This is a genomic window from Scytonema sp. HK-05, from assembly GCF_963872035.1.
Taxonomy (GTDB): Bacteria; Cyanobacteriota; Cyanobacteriia; order Cyanobacteriales; family Nostocaceae; genus Kalymmatonema.
The window spans coordinates 1-16,199 of sequence record NZ_CAWMYC010000111.1 but is presented as its reverse complement, the minus strand read 5'-3'; the positions used below and the strand labels follow the sequence as shown (position 1 = coordinate 16,199).

Genomic DNA, 16,199 nt, shown 5'->3' with positions numbered 1-16,199 from the left:
AGTCTCAATCACAATAGTCTGAACTTCTCTACCTTTTGGAAATCTTATCTCTGTCTTAATAATGATTGACTAAGTTTTCACATCCTACCATAGAGAGATTGAATGAAAAGAATCAGAAGCTCAACCCAAGTGAAATTATATCTTTATAAGTATATATTGAGTTATTTACTCTTCCGTCAATAGTCTCCCAACTAAAGAATGATGACTCATGACTGATAATTAATTACATAAATTAAGTCGCCAGCGAGATGGCAAGCATCAAATCTATTTTCTACTCTAAAGAATAGATGTTCTTAAATGTAAAGACAAAATTATGCCTCTCTACAAACTTGCAGACTTTGACCCAAACTATAGAGAAACTTTTGGTGGTGACGATATCAGGGCTTTAGATTTATATACAGAAGGCGGAGTAAAAATTGGCTCAGTTGCCGATGTGCTAGTTGATCCAGATGGTCGTTTTCGCTATCTGGTTATAGACACTCAATACGATTCTTCTGATAAAAGAATATTATTACCGATTGGTCTTTCCCGTATCGATTATAATCAGCACCGCGTTTATGTTGATGGGCTCAGCAAAGAGCAAGTGCAACGTTTGCCTGAGTACAGAGACAACATAACCGTTGATTACGATTATGAAGAGCAGGTACGCGGCGCGTATCGTCCAATATCAAGTGACGTTGCTCACAATCGCGATACGTACAATTATCAACAAGATGCATCCTTGTACAATTTGAATGACGAGAACCATCAAACTTTCAAACTGTATGAAGAACGCCTCGTGACCAGCAAAAGCCGTGTGAAGACAGGGGAAGTAGCAGTTGGTAAGCACATTGAAACAGAAACAGCACGAGTTTCAGTACCAATTGAAAGAGAGCGAGTTGTTATTGAACGAGTTAATCCAACAGATGCAGGGGCAGCAGTTAATCCCAGCGAACTTCACTTTCAAGAAGGGGAAATAGCACGCATAGAAATCTATGAAGAAACGCCTGAAATTCACAAAGAGGCGTTTGTGCGTGAGGAAGTCCGGGTCAGAAAAGTGGTTGATCACGATACAGTTGAAGCACAAGAAACAATTCGTCGGGAAGAGTTAGATATTAACACTGAAGGGGATTTGCCCATAAATCGAGTTGATACGACTCCAAATGATCCTGTTTAAATTGCTTAGCAAAAAAAATCTCAATTAAAATTTTACTGTAAAATAATACAGGCAAAAGGGGGAAATATACATCTTTTGCCTGTGTTTCTTTTTGATGTAAAAAACATTTGAAGTTAGTGAAAGAACTATGAAAAAGTGAAGAAAAGATGAACTATACAAAAATCAAAAAAAACTACGACTCTTGAGCATTAATAATATCATTTAACTCATTCGTTAGGGAGATGGAGTATAGTCGCGAAATTCTTTAAAGTAGTTGATAGGAGATACAAATACTTTGAGGGGAAAATAGCATGCCTTTACACAAAATTGCAGATTTCGATCCAAACTACAAAGATAGTTTTCAAGGTACTGATGTCAAGGGGCTAGGTGTCTACACAGAAGGAAACGACGAAAAAATTGGTACAGTTAGTGATGTTTTGGTAGATGAAGAAGGTCGTTTCCGCTATCTAGTTGTTGACTTAGGTTTCTGGATTTTTGGTAAGAAAGTTCTTTTACCAGTTGGTCGTTCTCGCATCGACTATAACCTTGATCGTGTTTTTGCGCTTGGGTTGACCAGAGAACAAGCTGAAAATTTACCTGAGTTCAACGAGCGTGATACCGTTGATTACGATTACGAAGAGCGCGTACGCGGTGTCTATCGCACCCCCGGAAACCGACCTGTAGATACATCAGCTTCTCTGGAAGCATCAGCTCCTCTAGAAGCATCGGCTCCTTTGGCGGGTGCAGCTTATCCAGCAGCAACAACTTCCACTTACGACCGTAATACCTACAATTACGACCACGAGCCGTCTCTGTTCCAATTGAACGAGCAGAATAATCAAACCCTGAAACTATACGAAGAACGGCTAATTGCCAATAAGAGACGCCAAAAAGCTGGAGAAGTAGCTATTGGCAAGCATATTGAAACTGAAACTGCGCGAGTTACGGTTCCAGTAGAAAAAGAACGAGTCGTTGTTGAGCGAGTCACTCCAGCCGATGCTGGTAGAGCAGTTGCTCCTGGCGAAGCTAACTTCCGTGAAGGAGAAGTTGCTCGTGTGGAAATCTACGAAGAAACAGCTGACGTTCGCAAAGAAGCATTTGTGCGTGAAGAAGTCAGAGTGCGGAAAGTCGTAGACCACGACACAGTTGAGGCTCAAGAAACAATTCGCCGTGAAGAATTGGATGTGGATGCTCCTGGTCTTCCCATTGATGAACGCTAAATCAAACTTTGTAGTTGCCTGATCAGCCGCCCGCAAATAGACAAATTTGTGCGGCTGAGAGCAAAAGTCCTTTCTAAAAGAACTCGAAGAGCCTTTTAGTTCACTTTCATCAATGTAGAGACGCGCAATTGCCTCACCTAACAGTAGAGCAAGGCTTACGCGTCTCTATTTCCCATTTATTTATAAATAAATGGATAAATTATTTTAGAATTTTAGGGTAAGCAGTTACTAAGTGCTAACAATGACTTACAAAACATTTCCTATAACCAATGAAAAAGCAAGTAAAATCACAAGAATTAGCGCCTTGCTGGAAAGCTTGAGGGCAAAAGTGAAAAATTATGCTGTCATTGATAGGCAAGGTCAGGTAGTAGGTGAGGTTCAAGATTTAATCATAGATGGCAATCGTCAGTTAAACTTTGTGGTATCTGACTCGGATAATCAGGTAAAGGATCAATTGTTTCTATTAAGTAGTAAGGTAGTTGAAAAAATTGATTCACAAATTAAACAAATTTTTATAAACGTGGATAAATCACAAATAGAACAAATAGAATATTTACCTGAATATATACAAAGAGAAAGCCAAGTCAGTGAAATGGAACAAAATTCAAACACTCCAGAAGCAAATACACAAGACTCAGCGCTCAATTCAGCAGTAGCAAATGCTACCGATATCCACATAGATTCAGTAGAAGAAATTATTCGTTTGCTAGGAGAACGATTAGTCATTGACCGCACCAAGCGTAAAATTGGCGAGGTAATTGTCCGTAAAGAAATTGAAACTGAAATAGTACAAGTTCCCATCAGGCGGGAGAAACTGATAGTAGAACAAGTTAGCCCAGAACGCAAACAGCTTGCAGAAATAGATTTGGGACAAGAACAAATTTCTGGTATTGATTTGACTCAAGCCCAAACGCCAGAAGGGGTGAGTGAAGGAGAAACAGCTGCATTTGCTAATTTTGATGGCGGTTTAACCGTGAGTGGTGAATTTAGCTCTCCTAAAATAGCTAGTTTACTTTTAAATGCGATCGCCCTTGAGCGAAATCATGGATGCAAAGCGGTGCGAGTCACAATTCTGGTAGAAGATGAAGAACACCAGAAAACATACCAGGAGTGGTTTGCTCGCACATCAAAAGAGTAATAACAGCCGCGTAGGCAACACAATTGCTCTCCCTAAATTTAAATTTCGTGTAAAGACACAAAACTGTAGAGACGCGCCATGGCGCGTCTCTACTTTTGCGTCTTTGCGTTTTTGGATGATGTTATCAATGTTTGATGATATTCCACCCCTGTGTATCAGCGGCAGCAGATTTGTCTTTTCAAGATAATGGTGTTAAAAGGTATCTATCCTATGGATGATTTGCTAAAATTTAATCCCACGCTGGCTGGAAAACTGTAACGCTTTTGCTTGGGACGCATACAGCACCAATTCCTGAGCCAGAAGTCAAATTTGCTCTATGTCTGGCTTTTAGACAAGAACATTGTACTTTATGCACGAACAATGTGCTGTATGTCGTCCACAGAGCCTTCTGCTCCTAGGGTAGGGTTGATTTTTAAATAAATTCAGCCTCACTACGAGAGCGAATTCGTTCCATTTTGGTCTTGCAGGTCGAAAATTTTTGTAGTAAGTATTTATCCATAGTCATATGGGATGTTGCCAAAAATAGTAATATCTCATAATACTTAGTTACCAAGAGCGATCCCCAAATGTTTAAAAACTGTGAACCCTTTATGAAAATGCGTCAGAGATAACATAATATCAAGCAGAATTTAGTGAGCTAACCGTAGATTGTGCACCCTAAGTGCTGACACTCCGAGAATGGAACTATTTGTTAAGTTTAACAATCTAGTGCTTAAAGGCAGAAGGCAGCAGGAACTGTAGGGCAAAGCCCTAGGCTAAACGAAGGAAATAATGTTTGTGATATCTGCCTTTTGACTAGTTCTTAACTACCCTTGTTATTTCCGCCACGCTGCACTAGGAATAAAATTCATCTTTTGTACATGGAGGCAAGTATATACAGCTAGATGAAACGGGTTATTGCTAATGGATCATGCCCAACTAAAGATTGGCAACAGACATCTGTCACAATTAGCATTAAAAAATCTTGTGACTTGAGTGCTGTTTCATTGTTCCTACCTGTAGGTCATACCGATTTTGAAAAAAATGATTTGGCACAACCGAAAAACTCAACAGCGCTTTGATCAGCGAGACACATGAATCAACTGAACAATGGTTTTACCCTTTTTCTCAGTCTGCTCGTCGAGGCGATACCTTTCTTGTTGCTTGGGGTTTTGTTCTCTAGTTTGCTACTGTTTTTTGTCGATGAGCGCAAACTGGTGGAAAAAATGCCCAAAAATCCTTTGCTGGGTGCATTAGCTGGTAGCCTAGTGGGCTTTTTATTTCCTGTTTGTGAATGCGGTAACGTACCAGTAGCACGGCGGTTGCTGATGCAAGGAGTACCGATACCAGTAGCAATTGGCTTTTTGCTAGCAGCACCGACAGTCAACCCCATTGTCATTTGGGCAACTTGGACGGCATTTCGCGATCAGCCAGAAATAGTGGTGTTACGAGTTGTATTTTCCCTATTGATTGCAGTCATTGTTGGCTTTGTCTTTAGTTTTCAAAAAGACTTAGCAACGATTGTAGAACCTGCGATCGCTCGTTATCTGAAATTCAACCCACCTGCAAACTCACAAGGCAAACGCCGCACCACAAATCAATTAGTACAACAGCAGCAAGCAACCGTACCCACCTTACTACAGTCTGGGACTTATTTGCTAGGAGGGCAAGCAGGTCAAACGATGCGGATAGATGCTAATGCCGTGCAAGCAAATATCGCAACCTCTAAACCCAGTAAACCCTTAGCAGATAAACTGCGGTTGCTGGTAGATAATTGCGTGCAAGAATTGCGGGAATTAGGGGCGGTGTTAGTTATAGGAAGCGCGATCGCTGCTGCTATTCAAGTATCAGTCCCTCGTGAATTTATCATCAGTTTAGGCGCTGGTCCAATTAGCTCAATCACTGCCATGATGATATTAGCTGGAGTGGTGTCAATTTGCTCTACAGTTGATTCATTTTTTGCCCTTTCTTTTGCTTCAACTTTTACCAGTGGTTCCTTGTTAGCTTTTCTAGTATTTGGACCAATGATTGATATTAAAGGCATTGGTTTATTGTTATCAATTTTTAAACCAAGGGCTGTCGTCTACTTGTTTGTTTTAGCAGGACAGTTAACATTTTTATTCACCCTCTTCATTAACTTACATGTCATTTAAAAAAGAAGTTATTTTTCATTTGTCATTTGTTCGTTGCTAATAACAAATGACAAATAACAAATGACTCATGACTAATGACTAAACACCAATGACTTCAATACCAAAAACAAAATCTAAAACTCGTCATTATAAATTACAGTCTTGGCTGGATGTTTTAGCAATCACAGCTTGGGGTATTTTAATCCTCAAGTACTGGCTAACTAACAAACTCAACTTGTTAATTCACCCCGATTACTTTTGGTTAGCAATTGCAGGTGCCATTGGCTTGCTGATTGTCGGTGGCTTCAAGACACTGCAACTTTTGCAGCAGCGGCGTGAGGTGACTCCAAGTGTGCAGCACCTGAGTTTCTTTCCACCAGGTTGGGGTAGTGCAATACTCTTAACAGCAGCAATCCTAGGATTAACAATTACACCCCAGGTTTTTGCCAGCCAAACAGCGCTTGCGCGAGGTGTGACAGATTTAGTAGGAGCAACACGCGCCCAACCTCAAGCATTCCGGGCTTCCATTCGTCCAGAAGAGCGAACACTCGTAGATTGGGTCCGTACGCTGAACGTCTATCCAGAACCTGATGCATATAGTGGACAAAAAGTCAAGGTGCAAGGATTTGTTATCCACCCACCGGATTTAGGAAAAGAATATTTATTCTTAGCACGATTTGTCATCACTTGCTGCGCTGCAGATGCCTATCCTGCGGGATTACCCGTAAAACTGAAAGAGACTCGCGATCAATATCCACCCGATACCTGGCTGGAAATCGAAGGACAAATGATGACGGAAAATTTGGCAAATAAACGCCAACTGACCATTGATGCAACTTCCTTAAAAAAAATTCCCCAACCGAAAAATCCATATTCTTACTAGTCAAGAGTTGATAGTCCAAAGTCATCAAAATCGACTAATGACTAATGACTAATAACTAATGACTAATAACTAATGACTAATGACTACTAGTAAAACTTTTTTCCAACCACTAGATCGTATTGCTATAGGGCTGATGCTCATCCTCAGTCTGCTGATTGGGTTATTAATGTTACAGGGTGATGCAGTTAAGCCGAGTGTGCGTCATTTTAGCTGGCAGAACCAAGAAGTTGGAGCAGATGATATATCCTTCACCCTCACCTTTAGTCGTCCAATGGACTCAAAAAGCGTAGAGGATAACATAAAAATCGATCCGCCCTTAGCAGGTAAAATGAGTTGGGCAGGACGGCGGATGGTTTACACACTCCTGACACCAGCCCCTTATGGAACAACGTACAAAGTACAGCTACAGGCAGCCAAGGATAAATTTTCGGAACAAGAAGGAAAAAACAGACAAATACAACCGTTTACAGGAAGTTTTCGCACACGCGATCGCGTCATTCTTTACGTTGGGGCAGATCAACAAGACAAGGGGCGATTAGTTCTGTACAATCTCACCGAACAACAAAAAAAGGTACTCACGCCTCAAGACTTACTTGTGATGGATTTTAAGCCCTTTCCAAATGGGGATAAAATTTTATTTTCTGCTCGCAAACTCGGAAGCCAAGACTTACTTTCATCTCAGCTTTATACTGTCACAACCGGTATTTCTGCACAATCTGAAAAACAAGCAGAAGCACCAGGTAGAGTTGACCTACTTTTGGATAACAAGGAATATCAAAACCTGAAATTTGACTTATCGCCTGATGGACAAATTCTTGTTGTCCAACGAGGCAAAAAAGATGATCCAGGCGACTTTGGGCTGTGGTTTATGCCCGTAAACAACGGAAATTCTCAAGAAAAACCAACCCTCAAACGTCTCAAAAGCCAACCAGGGGGAGACTTTCTCATTACGCCGGATAGTAAAGCTGTCGCAGTAGCCCAAGGTCAAGGTGCAGCAATATTAGCCCTGGAAGCAGAGACCAGCAAACCCCTAGATTTTTTACCACAGTTTGGCTTAGTGCAGGCTTTCTCTAAGGATGGTTCGCAAGCGGCAATGGTCAAGTTTAATTCAGATTACACGCGAGATTTGTTTTTGGTGACTAACCAAGGCGTGCAAAAACAAATGCTACGCACGAAAGGCTCAATTATTAGCTGCCAGTTTGATACCGCCTCACCCACCCTTTATTGCTTGTTAACTCAGCTATTGCCAGGAGAACTGTATCAGGAACAGCCATATTTAGTGGCGATCGACCTCAAAAGTGGGCAACAAAAACCACTGCTGGTATTGCCCCCCGACCAACGGAATGTGGAGATGAGTTTAGCACCTGATGGTTTGGGGTTGTTATTTGACCAAGTTGTACCGCAGACAACCCCCACCGGCTCATCACAAGCAAATATGTTAACAACTGATGACGGACAGACAATAGCTACCAGTAGCCTGTGGTTAATGCCGCTGCTGCCCATCTCCGACCCTGCTGCGGCAAACGAGATTAAGCCAGAACAACTTCCCTTAGTTGGATTTCATCCCCGTTGGCTGCCGTGAACAAGAAGGGGTAAAGAAGGAAAATAGCCCCCCCCTTTTTAAGGGGGGTTGGGGGGGATCTTCGCGCGATAAACAAGCTAACCGAACCGTATTGACATAGGTAGGCAGTGCCCACCCTACAAATTACTGACCTCAATCTCAATCGGCTACGTTTCCGTTTGGAGAATTTCGTTTAACTGCTTCTCATAAAAAAACTCTTGTTCTCCCAATGCAGGAGTATGTTCAGTTAACCAGCTTGCTTTATCGTCATATCGAGCAAAAAAGGGGCGTTTACACCAGTTAGGGTTGCGTCCTTGAAGGAAAGAAAGCACAAACACCTTCTCCCCAAAAATCTCAGCAACACCATCCACTAAGACTTTACCTGGTAGGGCTGACATAACTGGATCCCTAACAGTTCGAGCTAACCCAGACAGCTTTTGAATCGCTTGTTGAAAAATTTCCCAAGCCCGGATTATTGGAACTTCAAAGTACTGTTTTGCCCCTGTGTCTCGTTCCATAAACATATAGTAGGGAACGCAACCTAAGCGAACCTGTTCCCGCCACATCCGAATCCACACTTCTTTTGAGTGATTAATCCGGTGCATGAGCGGTGCTTGGGTGCGAATCTGCGCTCCTGTTGAGCGGATGCGTCTAATAGCCTCTTGAGCAATCTCGGTTTCCATTTCTTTCCAGTGGTCATAATGCCCCATAATGGCGAGATGCTTACCTGCAAGAGTCACCCTTTCAAACAGACGCAGGATATCATCAGCATCTTCATCAGTAACAAACCGATAAGGCCAGTAAGCTACTGATTTAGTTCCAATCCGAATCGTCTGGATATGTTCAAAGCCAGAACCCAGAAGAGGTTCGATATATAGAGAAAGATGCCTTGCTTTCATGGTCAAAGGGTCTCCTCCGGTAATCAAAACATCCGTTACCTCTTTGTGTTCGCGGAGATAATCTTGGAAGATTCCTGATTCACGGGTCGCAAATTTTATACCCTCCATTCCCACAAACTGGGGCCACCGGAAGCAGAATGTACAGTAGGCATGACAGGTTTGACCTGCTGTGGGAAAAATGAGGACTGTCTCAGGATATTTGTGTTGAATCCCAGAAAAGTCTAGCCCTACTAAAGATGAGTAGTGATACCGCATCTACACCTAATGGTAATATCCTTATAGGCTCATCGAAAATTATGGGTAGAAACCCCGTGCTAGAAGCACGGCTTTATATTTGAATGCTGGTTTTTAAATGGATATAATCCCAGGAACCAGCTTTCCCCGTAGTTAGTCCCCTCGCCCACCTAATCCAGGATGTCTTGGCATTACCCAACGCTTAACCAATCAAGCTTAGAGATAAATCCTCCCTTATGGGAAGCATCCGGAAGTCCGTGCCAGAATTAGGCTCCCAGGGGCTATTCACCGCTTGCGTCGCCCGAATTGGTTCGGTCAATCCTCGTCCATGACGGGCTCGGTTGGTGAAAGATACTGCCTGCATTACATATCTTATCAAAGTCATCGTTGTATTTTTTCAATGAAAACTGCTACAACTGTTTAGCACAGAGAAACAGGGTGAGACGATTCAACGGCATATGTTGCTTGATCAAAAACGGGAGTATTTTTTTATTCTGTATTTTTTTGCAAGCAGCACTGAGGAAAAGGTATAACTAGCTCATGTTTAGTGACTTAATGACACAAGAAGCTAAACTTGCCTTCGATAGTCTGTTTTAATGAGACAGCATTTATATGTCATGCTATCGCAGTCTCTGCTTTGTAATTTAAGGCTGGTGGGTGAAGAGAGTGATGAATCAAACTGACACCCCAAACAATGGGGATTTTGTTGAACCCCTAACAACTACGTATTCGCTGCAACCCGAGCAGGTGAGTTGTCCATTCTACTCAGTTAACAATAGTGGAAGCACTGCTGTTGCTAAGCAGCCACTACTGGCACCAACACAAAACAACCAGTGCGAAAGCGAAATTGTATCAGAACAAGATGCACTGCAGCAAGACTGGGTTGCAGAACCTAACAGCGAAAAACAACAACTCATAGACGCTGAGTTCCAGAAATTGCTGGAGTTGAATCAAGAATTACGTTCTGCCAATAATGAGTTGTATGACAAAGTAGAGGAGCTAAAAGCTACCTTAACTGAATCGGAGATGGCTTTGCAGTGGCAGAAAAAGCGCTCAAGTGTAGCAGAGTCGATGCTTAACCAACAAACTCAGGAATTTACTGCAGCTCAAGAGCAAGTAAATTCCTTATTTCAACAGTTGGAAACTGCTGTGCAAACGGTTCAGCGTCAGGAAAGTTTGATTGAAAATTACAAAGCGCAGCTAGAAATTAGCCAACAACGCCTTGCTCAATTAGAGCGGGAATGTACGCTGATGACATCCACGTGCAACGAACAGTCTCACCAGCTATTGCAATCAGAAAACTCTTGTCGAGAGCTACGGACGAGGCTGATGCGACAACAACGCCAGACTCTACAATTTAAAGCAGCTTTGGAAAAGTGTCTGGAGACACCAGTTCCTGGCTACGATTTGCTTGATAATAATCATATAGGCAGCAGTCAAACAAGACCATCTAGGCACTCTAGCTTTTTCTTTTCCCAAGCGCAACCGATTCGACCTTGGTCAGTTCAAGCTGAAGCTGAATCTTTTACAGATAGTGTAGATAATCCTTGCGGGGAAACGATCGCATCACCTCCACACCAATGGGATCATTCCACACCTAATCCATCGTCTAGTTGGGACACCTCAGATGCAGAAGAAACACCTACACATACGCAACCAGTTGACACACCAGAACCAGAAATTCAAACAGTTTCATCTTTGGGTTCAACAAGCTTAGAAGAGCAATTGGATGGTGTGATCCAAATGTTTTTCGTTGCCAACCCTGTGTCCACATCTCCACAACCTGCTGCTGAAAAAGATGCAGCCAGTACCTTGGCGTCTGAAGCTATTTGGGAAACTTCTGTAATACCCCAGGCTTGCGAACCAGAAACTGCTCAAACATCACTAAGTATTGATTCTCCAGAGGAAACTGAGGACTATTGGATACAGGTATCCCAATTGTCATCTGTGGAATTGTCAAAAAATACTGACTCTCAAGAGCCGACCAACTACGATACCAACTCCAATTCTCCTTCCCCAGTGCTTTACCCGCAGCGTGCGCCCAAGCGACGAAAGTCTTTGGCTGCTGTGGAGCTACCAAATTTTAGACCAAAGAGTCATTAGTCATTAGTCATTTGTCATTAGTTAAGAATTTTTGACTAATGACAAAGAACTAAATGGCTTTTGGCTTTTGAAGTGTCGTTTCCGATGTAACTTGAGCTACTGAATTTTGGGGACGTGCAATGCCTGTGGTGAGAGCATAGCTAATCGCTAATAGCCGTAACCACAATGCTGGATATCGGGGTTCCAGCCAAGGACCAATTTGCCGAAGAAAGCGTGGGAACCATCCACTTAGCAAAGTGCGTAAAAGAGAATGGCGACTGAAGTCAAAATAGTTGCCAGTCCATCTGAGTAAATCCTTAGCACCTGCAAGTTCCCAAATCCACAGTAGCAATGTAGGATTGTTCCAAGCTGCTTTGAGCGCTAGCCGATTAAAGGTCAACCAATCGAATCTATCTTTTATGAAATTATCTGCCACCTCTAGAGGTTCATCTGCCAACAACCCAAAAAAGTTGTTGAGCATAGAGTTGATTCGCTGGGGTGGTATAAATTTCCCAGTAGGAACCATCATTCCTTTGGAAAACATCCAAGTGACGGCAATATTATTTTGAAAGGCGCGAATTTGGTTTAAATGGCGGAAACTCAGCAAGTCATGTTTGAGCGCGGTATCTAAAAGAGTTGTCAAGCGTTCTAGGTTGCGAACCAAAGAACCAAAGCCAGTGAAAACTAAGGGAGACTGGAGTGATGCTGCATCGCCGATCGCAATCAAGCGGTCAAAAGCAACAGTGCGATCGCGACTTCCCACACTAAAATGCCCCGGTATATATCCAAAAGTCGGCTTTTTCCACACCAGCTGATCCATATCGCAGCGGCGGTACTCAGGCAAAATCGTGAAAAAGTCCTCGTACATCTCCAGCAAGGAACCGGGGTTTTTGGGATTGACTTGGTGGTAATGAAATAAATAAATCGTCAATTCTTCATCTGCGCCAGGGAACAACTCCCAAATTAACTGCCTTCCTCGCGAAATATCCCCATGACTGTATAGCACATCGCCATACTGAGAATCCCATACTCCCGGTTCAAATCCCCGCTCAATCACTGCTCCCACAGTCGGACAAACACTGTCGAAGGCACGACTGCCATTCAATTGCCATGCAATCGGTGAAGCGGTTCCCATCGCATCAACTACCAGTCGCCCACTCACTTGCTTCTGTATTTGACTGGTTAAATCCTTGACAGTAACAACAACTTGTGTATTATATACATCTACCTGCATGAACTCTGTCTGATCCCAGATTTCACCACCTGCGGCTCGCAGCTTTTGGCCACACATTTGCAACCATTTCTCAGAATCTAAAGCCACATTGAGCACGGTAGGTGTGTGTAAAACAGGCGCTTTTAGCTTGCTGGGATTATTAGCATCAAAAAATTTATTAAATCCGTCTTTATACTCCCGTGCAATAATCGATTCCACTTCTGCAGTCGTCACCAAACCCAAATTGAGTAAACTTTGAATCTCATCGCGGGAAATATTCCATTCTCGGTTCATTCGCCCAAAAGGCAATCGTTCTAACAGCAGCACTCGATAGCCCAGTTTTGCCATGACTGCTGCATGGATAACACCAAGCGCCCCGCCAATGTAGATGAGATCGTATTGGGGCGAGGATGAGGAGGATGAGGAGGATGAGGAAGAGACTCTAATGCTTGAATTTTGAATTTTGAATTTTGAATTGATTTCTCCCCCTACATGGGAAAACACGACTTGACGCGGCTGTTGGGGATTTCGTACACCTTCGCGCCATCTTTGCTCCCACCAGTAGGCTCGCTTCAAGTCATATTCGCCGTTGGGCATTTTTTGAAAATATTTAACAGTCAGCGGGTAGTAGGGAGCAAGCGCCTCAAAAATTGATTGCTCAGACAAATCAAGCGTTGGAGGTTCAGGGTATTCATGGGGGAAGCGACTTCTCAACCCAGTGGTGAGCTTTTTAAGAATTTGTTGCTCTTTAGGAAAGGGTTTATCTGCCCAACGGAACGCTTTCAAGTACGTCGTTCGCTGCACTGACCAGATGAAGACAGAAAGTTCAACTGGTAGCTTTTCCGAAATAGTCCCAGTACTAGTTGTAGTATCAGAAACTCTCAAGCGAAAGCCTTGCGGGGTGAGTACTTTTTCTCCAATTCCTGGTTCAAAATCAGTATGTAGCCAGTTGCATACAGCGCTTGTCTCGGGAGTAGGGATTTCCAGGTAAAGAATCTCTTGCATTTTTTTCTAAAATCTCCGATAAATCTATAAATTAAGACCGATTTAACAAAGGAATAAAGTATGGTAAACTCCGCCCTATCGGTTGAATGAAAATTCAGTAAAGAAATATTAAGACTTTCTCACATTTGTTGTTCATTCTTTGTTTCTGTAAACGTACGCCATGAATTATCCCATTCCAGACAGTCCACAAGAAATCGTTGCCTTGAGACAAGAGCCGATTGATGAAGAATTGGTTGCTGCTGCGATCGCTGGTGTCATCAAAATTGTTCGTTCTCAGGGTCAATCTTTAGAAGAGTTAACCGCCCAGTTGCTAGCTGACGATAGCCTGCTAGACCTACAACAAAGACGGTGGCTGAGCCAACTCGTTGCTCAAGCATGGGAAAGTTTCTCGTAAGAAAAGCGAGTAGCTAGTAGTGAGCAGTGAGCAGTGAGCGGTAAGTGGTTATTAAACAACTAACAACCAACAACTAACATACAGTGAATTCTTCAACCAAATTGCCAATCACCTTCGTGGTGTGGGAGTTTCAATAAATTGTCTGGGATTGGCAATTGGACTTTTGAAAGAACTCATAACCAGAGAACTCAGAAATCAGAACTCATCACTCAGCATAAATCAGAGGAGACGTTGAGAATTCTCCTTGCCCTCGTACGCGAGTTGGCGGATGAGTTTCAACTCGAAGTACTCAAAGCCGCTTCAGCTTGAGAGTGCAACAGAAGACCATATTCCAAACCTTCTACCACTGCTTGATAAGACGCCTCCAAAATATTCGTGGAAACACCAACCGTTGTCCAGCGTTGATGACCGTTACCCGACTCTACCAAAACCCGGGTTTTCGCTCTTGTCCCCGTGTGTCCGTTGAGAATCCGGACTTTATAATCTGTCAACTCAAACTGAGCCATTTGGGGATAGAAGTTTATTAAAGCCTTGCGTAAAGCCGCATCCAAAGCGGCAACTGGTCCGTTTCCTTCGGCAGCTTCTAGAATATCCTTACCGTTGACAGCGACTTTTACAGTGGCAAGAGCGTTAGAAGTTTCTTTCCCCTCAACCAAGTCACAATGGACTTGGAAACCTTTGATTTCAAAGAAAAGCTGGCGACTTCCTAAAGCTTCGCGCATCAACAGCTCAAAACTTGCCTCCGCCGCCTCAAATTGAAATCCTTCGCTTTCTAAAACTTTAAGACGTTGCAGGATTTGCCCTGTTGTGGGGTTATTTTTATCGAGTTCAATCCCAAAAGTGCGTGCCTTGGCTAAAACATTACTCATGCCAGACTGTTCAGAAATGACGATCCGGCGACGGTTTCCGACTTGTTCCGGTTGCATATGTTCGTAAGTCAGAGGATTGCGTTCCACCGCCGATACATGAAGACCACCTTTGTGAGCAAAAGCCGAACGTCCCACAAACGGAGCATGTTCGTCAGGAGCAAGATTTACAACTTCGCTCACGAAGCGGCTCGTTTCTGTCAGCTGAGACAATCGGTTATCTTCAATACACTTGTAACCCAACTTCAGTTGTAAGTTGGGAATCAACGAACAGAGATTGGCATTGCCGCAGCGTTCACCATACCCGTTAATCGTACCTTGAACCATCTTCACTCCTGCCATCACACCAGCTAACGCGTTGGCAACTGCCGTATCTGAATCGTTATGAGTGTGAATTCCTAGCTGAATATCACTAGGAGTAGAGTTGACCACATCTGTGACAATTTGAGTAATTTCATGAGGTAAAACGCCGCCATTAGTGTCGCAAAGAACTATCCATTCAGCACCAGCAGAGATTGCTGTGTGTAATGTCTGTAAAGCATAATCTGGATTTCGCTTGTAGCCATCAAACCAGTGTTCTGCATCGTATATAATGCGACGCCCTTGAGAGCGAAGATACTCAATCGTATCCTGTATCATCGCCAAATTTTCTGCAAGAGTTGTCCTGAGTCCTTCTGTGACATGTAAATCCCAAGACTTGCCAACAATTGTCACCCAACGGGTACCAGCAGCAAGAATTGCTGGCAACATAGGATCATCTGCTGCTGTTTTTTGAGGGCGTCGGGTATAGCAAAAGGCGACAATCTCTGCTTGAGTCAGTGGTTCTTCTTGGAGATGCCAGAAAAATTGTACATCCTTAGGATTTGCCCCAGGCCAACCACCTTCTATGAAGGGAATTCCAAGTTGATCTAGCCTGCGAGCAATGCGTAACTTATCTTCTATGGACACTGATAACCCTTCACGTTGAGTGCCATCCCGTAGCGTCGTGTCATAGATCCAAAGTTGGGGTGAGGAATTTGCAGTCATAAGATAAGAACTCTTGGAGACAATTTTCAAGGCAATGTGTAAGTATGGTTAAGGATAGGGCAAAACGGAAGTACTACAGGATACTTGTTTAGTTCTTAAAAAAAGATTTTACCGTTCCTTAGGCTCACTTAATAAGAGTGCTGAGCCGGATAAAGGAAACAAAAAGCAGAATATAGAATGCAGTTGGGATTTCTGAGGTTCTATAATAGCGACTTCTCAGTTGTTCCCGGGTGTAGTCATAAGTGGTTGGTAGGGGGGTTTGAAACTGATAAGGTGTATTATGACGTTTGATAGTTTGGAAGATGAACTCCCGAGCGAATCCCCTAACTAACACAAGAGAGTGTCAACACCCCTGCCCTACGGTGAGGGGGCTTAAGCGCCTCAAACCTTAGGATTAGTTGACCAGACTCAGTAACTTCGGTTACTACGTTA

The 16,199-nt window shown here is 43.1% G+C and carries 12 protein-coding genes; 8 read left to right on the top strand and 4 right to left on the bottom strand.

Features of this window, described 5'->3' with window-relative positions; genetic code table 11:
• Positions 1 to 313 precede the first annotated feature (313 nt).
• The 6 genes from AACT52_RS21670 (at position 314) to AACT52_RS21645 (ending at position 8,069) form a co-directional block, all read left to right on the top strand.
• Positions 314 to 1,156, top strand: coding sequence for a DUF2382 domain-containing protein (locus tag AACT52_RS21670; RefSeq protein ID WP_073633320.1), 843 nt, complete (start codon positions 314 to 316; stop codon positions 1,154 to 1,156).
• Between the two features lie 290 nt (positions 1,157 to 1,446).
• The gene (locus AACT52_RS21665) at positions 1,447 to 2,355 is read left to right on the top strand and encodes a DUF2382 domain-containing protein (RefSeq protein WP_073633319.1); all 909 of its coding nucleotides are present in this window, start codon (positions 1,447 to 1,449) and stop codon (positions 2,353 to 2,355) included.
• Between the two features lie 241 nt (positions 2,356 to 2,596).
• A complete protein-coding gene (locus AACT52_RS21660; RefSeq protein WP_073633318.1) occupies positions 2,597 to 3,493 on the top strand; it encodes a PRC-barrel domain-containing protein in 897 nt (298 codons plus the stop codon).
• A 1,073-nt stretch (positions 3,494 to 4,566) separates the two neighbouring features.
• Positions 4,567 to 5,625, top strand: coding sequence for a permease (locus AACT52_RS21655; RefSeq protein ID WP_073633317.1), 1,059 nt, complete (start codon positions 4,567 to 4,569; stop codon positions 5,623 to 5,625).
• An 88-nt stretch (positions 5,626 to 5,713) separates the two neighbouring features.
• Positions 5,714 to 6,487 carry a TIGR03943 family putative permease subunit gene (locus AACT52_RS21650; protein WP_073633316.1) on the top strand — a complete coding sequence of 258 codons (774 nt, stop codon included), beginning with the start codon at positions 5,714 to 5,716 and terminating at the stop codon, positions 6,485 to 6,487.
• 79 nt (positions 6,488 to 6,566) lie between these two features.
• On the top strand, positions 6,567 to 8,069 hold the full coding sequence (locus tag AACT52_RS21645; protein WP_073633315.1) for an Ig-like domain-containing protein: 1,503 nt from the start codon (positions 6,567 to 6,569) through the stop codon (positions 8,067 to 8,069).
• A 146-nt stretch (positions 8,070 to 8,215) separates the two neighbouring features.
• Here AACT52_RS21645 and AACT52_RS21640 read toward each other — a convergent pair whose 3' ends face one another.
• Both AACT52_RS21640 and AACT52_RS21635 read right to left on the bottom strand, forming a co-directional pair.
• Entirely contained in the window at positions 8,216 to 9,202 is a 987-nt protein-coding gene (locus tag AACT52_RS21640) for a KamA family radical SAM protein (protein ID WP_198940974.1), read from the bottom strand.
• A gap of 181 nt (positions 9,203 to 9,383) precedes the next feature.
• Positions 9,384 to 9,566, bottom strand: coding sequence for a hypothetical protein (locus tag AACT52_RS21635; protein ID WP_143172846.1), 183 nt, complete (start codon positions 9,564 to 9,566; stop codon positions 9,384 to 9,386).
• A gap of 284 nt (positions 9,567 to 9,850) precedes the next feature.
• Between AACT52_RS21635 and AACT52_RS21630 the strand changes: the two genes are divergently transcribed.
• Positions 9,851 to 11,284: a hypothetical protein gene (locus AACT52_RS21630; RefSeq protein ID WP_073633314.1), complete on the top strand. Its 1,434-nt coding sequence runs from the start codon at positions 9,851 to 9,853 to the stop codon at positions 11,282 to 11,284.
• 49 nt (positions 11,285 to 11,333) lie between these two features.
• Here the strand turns inward: AACT52_RS21630 and AACT52_RS21625 are convergent, their stop codons facing one another.
• Complete coding sequence (locus tag AACT52_RS21625; RefSeq protein ID WP_073633313.1) at positions 11,334 to 13,481, bottom strand: NAD(P)/FAD-dependent oxidoreductase; 2,148 nt, start codon at positions 13,479 to 13,481, stop codon at positions 11,334 to 11,336.
• Positions 13,482 to 13,641: 160 nt separating this feature from the next.
• Between AACT52_RS21625 and AACT52_RS21620 the strand changes: the two genes are divergently transcribed.
• Positions 13,642 to 13,875, top strand: coding sequence for a hypothetical protein (locus AACT52_RS21620; RefSeq protein ID WP_073633312.1), 234 nt, complete (start codon positions 13,642 to 13,644; stop codon positions 13,873 to 13,875).
• Positions 13,876 to 14,150: 275 nt separating this feature from the next.
• Here AACT52_RS21620 and cimA read toward each other — a convergent pair whose 3' ends face one another.
• Complete coding sequence (gene cimA, locus AACT52_RS21615; protein WP_073633311.1) at positions 14,151 to 15,767, bottom strand: citramalate synthase; 1,617 nt, start codon at positions 15,765 to 15,767, stop codon at positions 14,151 to 14,153.
• Between the last annotated feature and the right edge of the window lie 432 nt (positions 15,768 to 16,199).

Bases quoted from the DNA above. Each gene is read 5' to 3' on its own strand.
- AACT52_RS21650 (WP_073633316.1), top strand. From the start codon at position 5,714: ATGACTTCAATACCAAAAACAAAATCTAAAACTCGTCATTATAAATTA.
- AACT52_RS21620 (WP_073633312.1), top strand. From the start codon at position 13,642: ATGAATTATCCCATTCCAGACAGTCCACAAGAAATCGTTGCCTTGAGA.
- AACT52_RS21655 (WP_073633317.1), top strand. From the start codon at position 4,567: ATGAATCAACTGAACAATGGTTTTACCCTTTTTCTCAGTCTGCTCGTC.
- AACT52_RS21665 (WP_073633319.1), top strand. From the start codon at position 1,447: ATGCCTTTACACAAAATTGCAGATTTCGATCCAAACTACAAAGATAGT.
- AACT52_RS21645 (WP_073633315.1), top strand. From the start codon at position 6,567: ATGACTACTAGTAAAACTTTTTTCCAACCACTAGATCGTATTGCTATA.
- AACT52_RS21625 (WP_073633313.1), bottom strand. From the start codon at position 13,481: ATGCAAGAGATTCTTTACCTGGAAATCCCTACTCCCGAGACAAGCGCT.
- cimA (WP_073633311.1), bottom strand. From the start codon at position 15,767: ATGACTGCAAATTCCTCACCCCAACTTTGGATCTATGACACGACGCTA.
- AACT52_RS21635 (WP_143172846.1), bottom strand. From the start codon at position 9,566: ATGACTTTGATAAGATATGTAATGCAGGCAGTATCTTTCACCAACCGA.
- AACT52_RS21670 (WP_073633320.1), top strand. From the start codon at position 314: ATGCCTCTCTACAAACTTGCAGACTTTGACCCAAACTATAGAGAAACT.
- AACT52_RS21640 (WP_198940974.1), bottom strand. From the start codon at position 9,202: ATGCGGTATCACTACTCATCTTTAGTAGGGCTAGACTTTTCTGGGATT.
- AACT52_RS21660 (WP_073633318.1), top strand. From the start codon at position 2,597: ATGACTTACAAAACATTTCCTATAACCAATGAAAAAGCAAGTAAAATC.
- AACT52_RS21630 (WP_073633314.1), top strand. From the start codon at position 9,851: ATGAATCAAACTGACACCCCAAACAATGGGGATTTTGTTGAACCCCTA.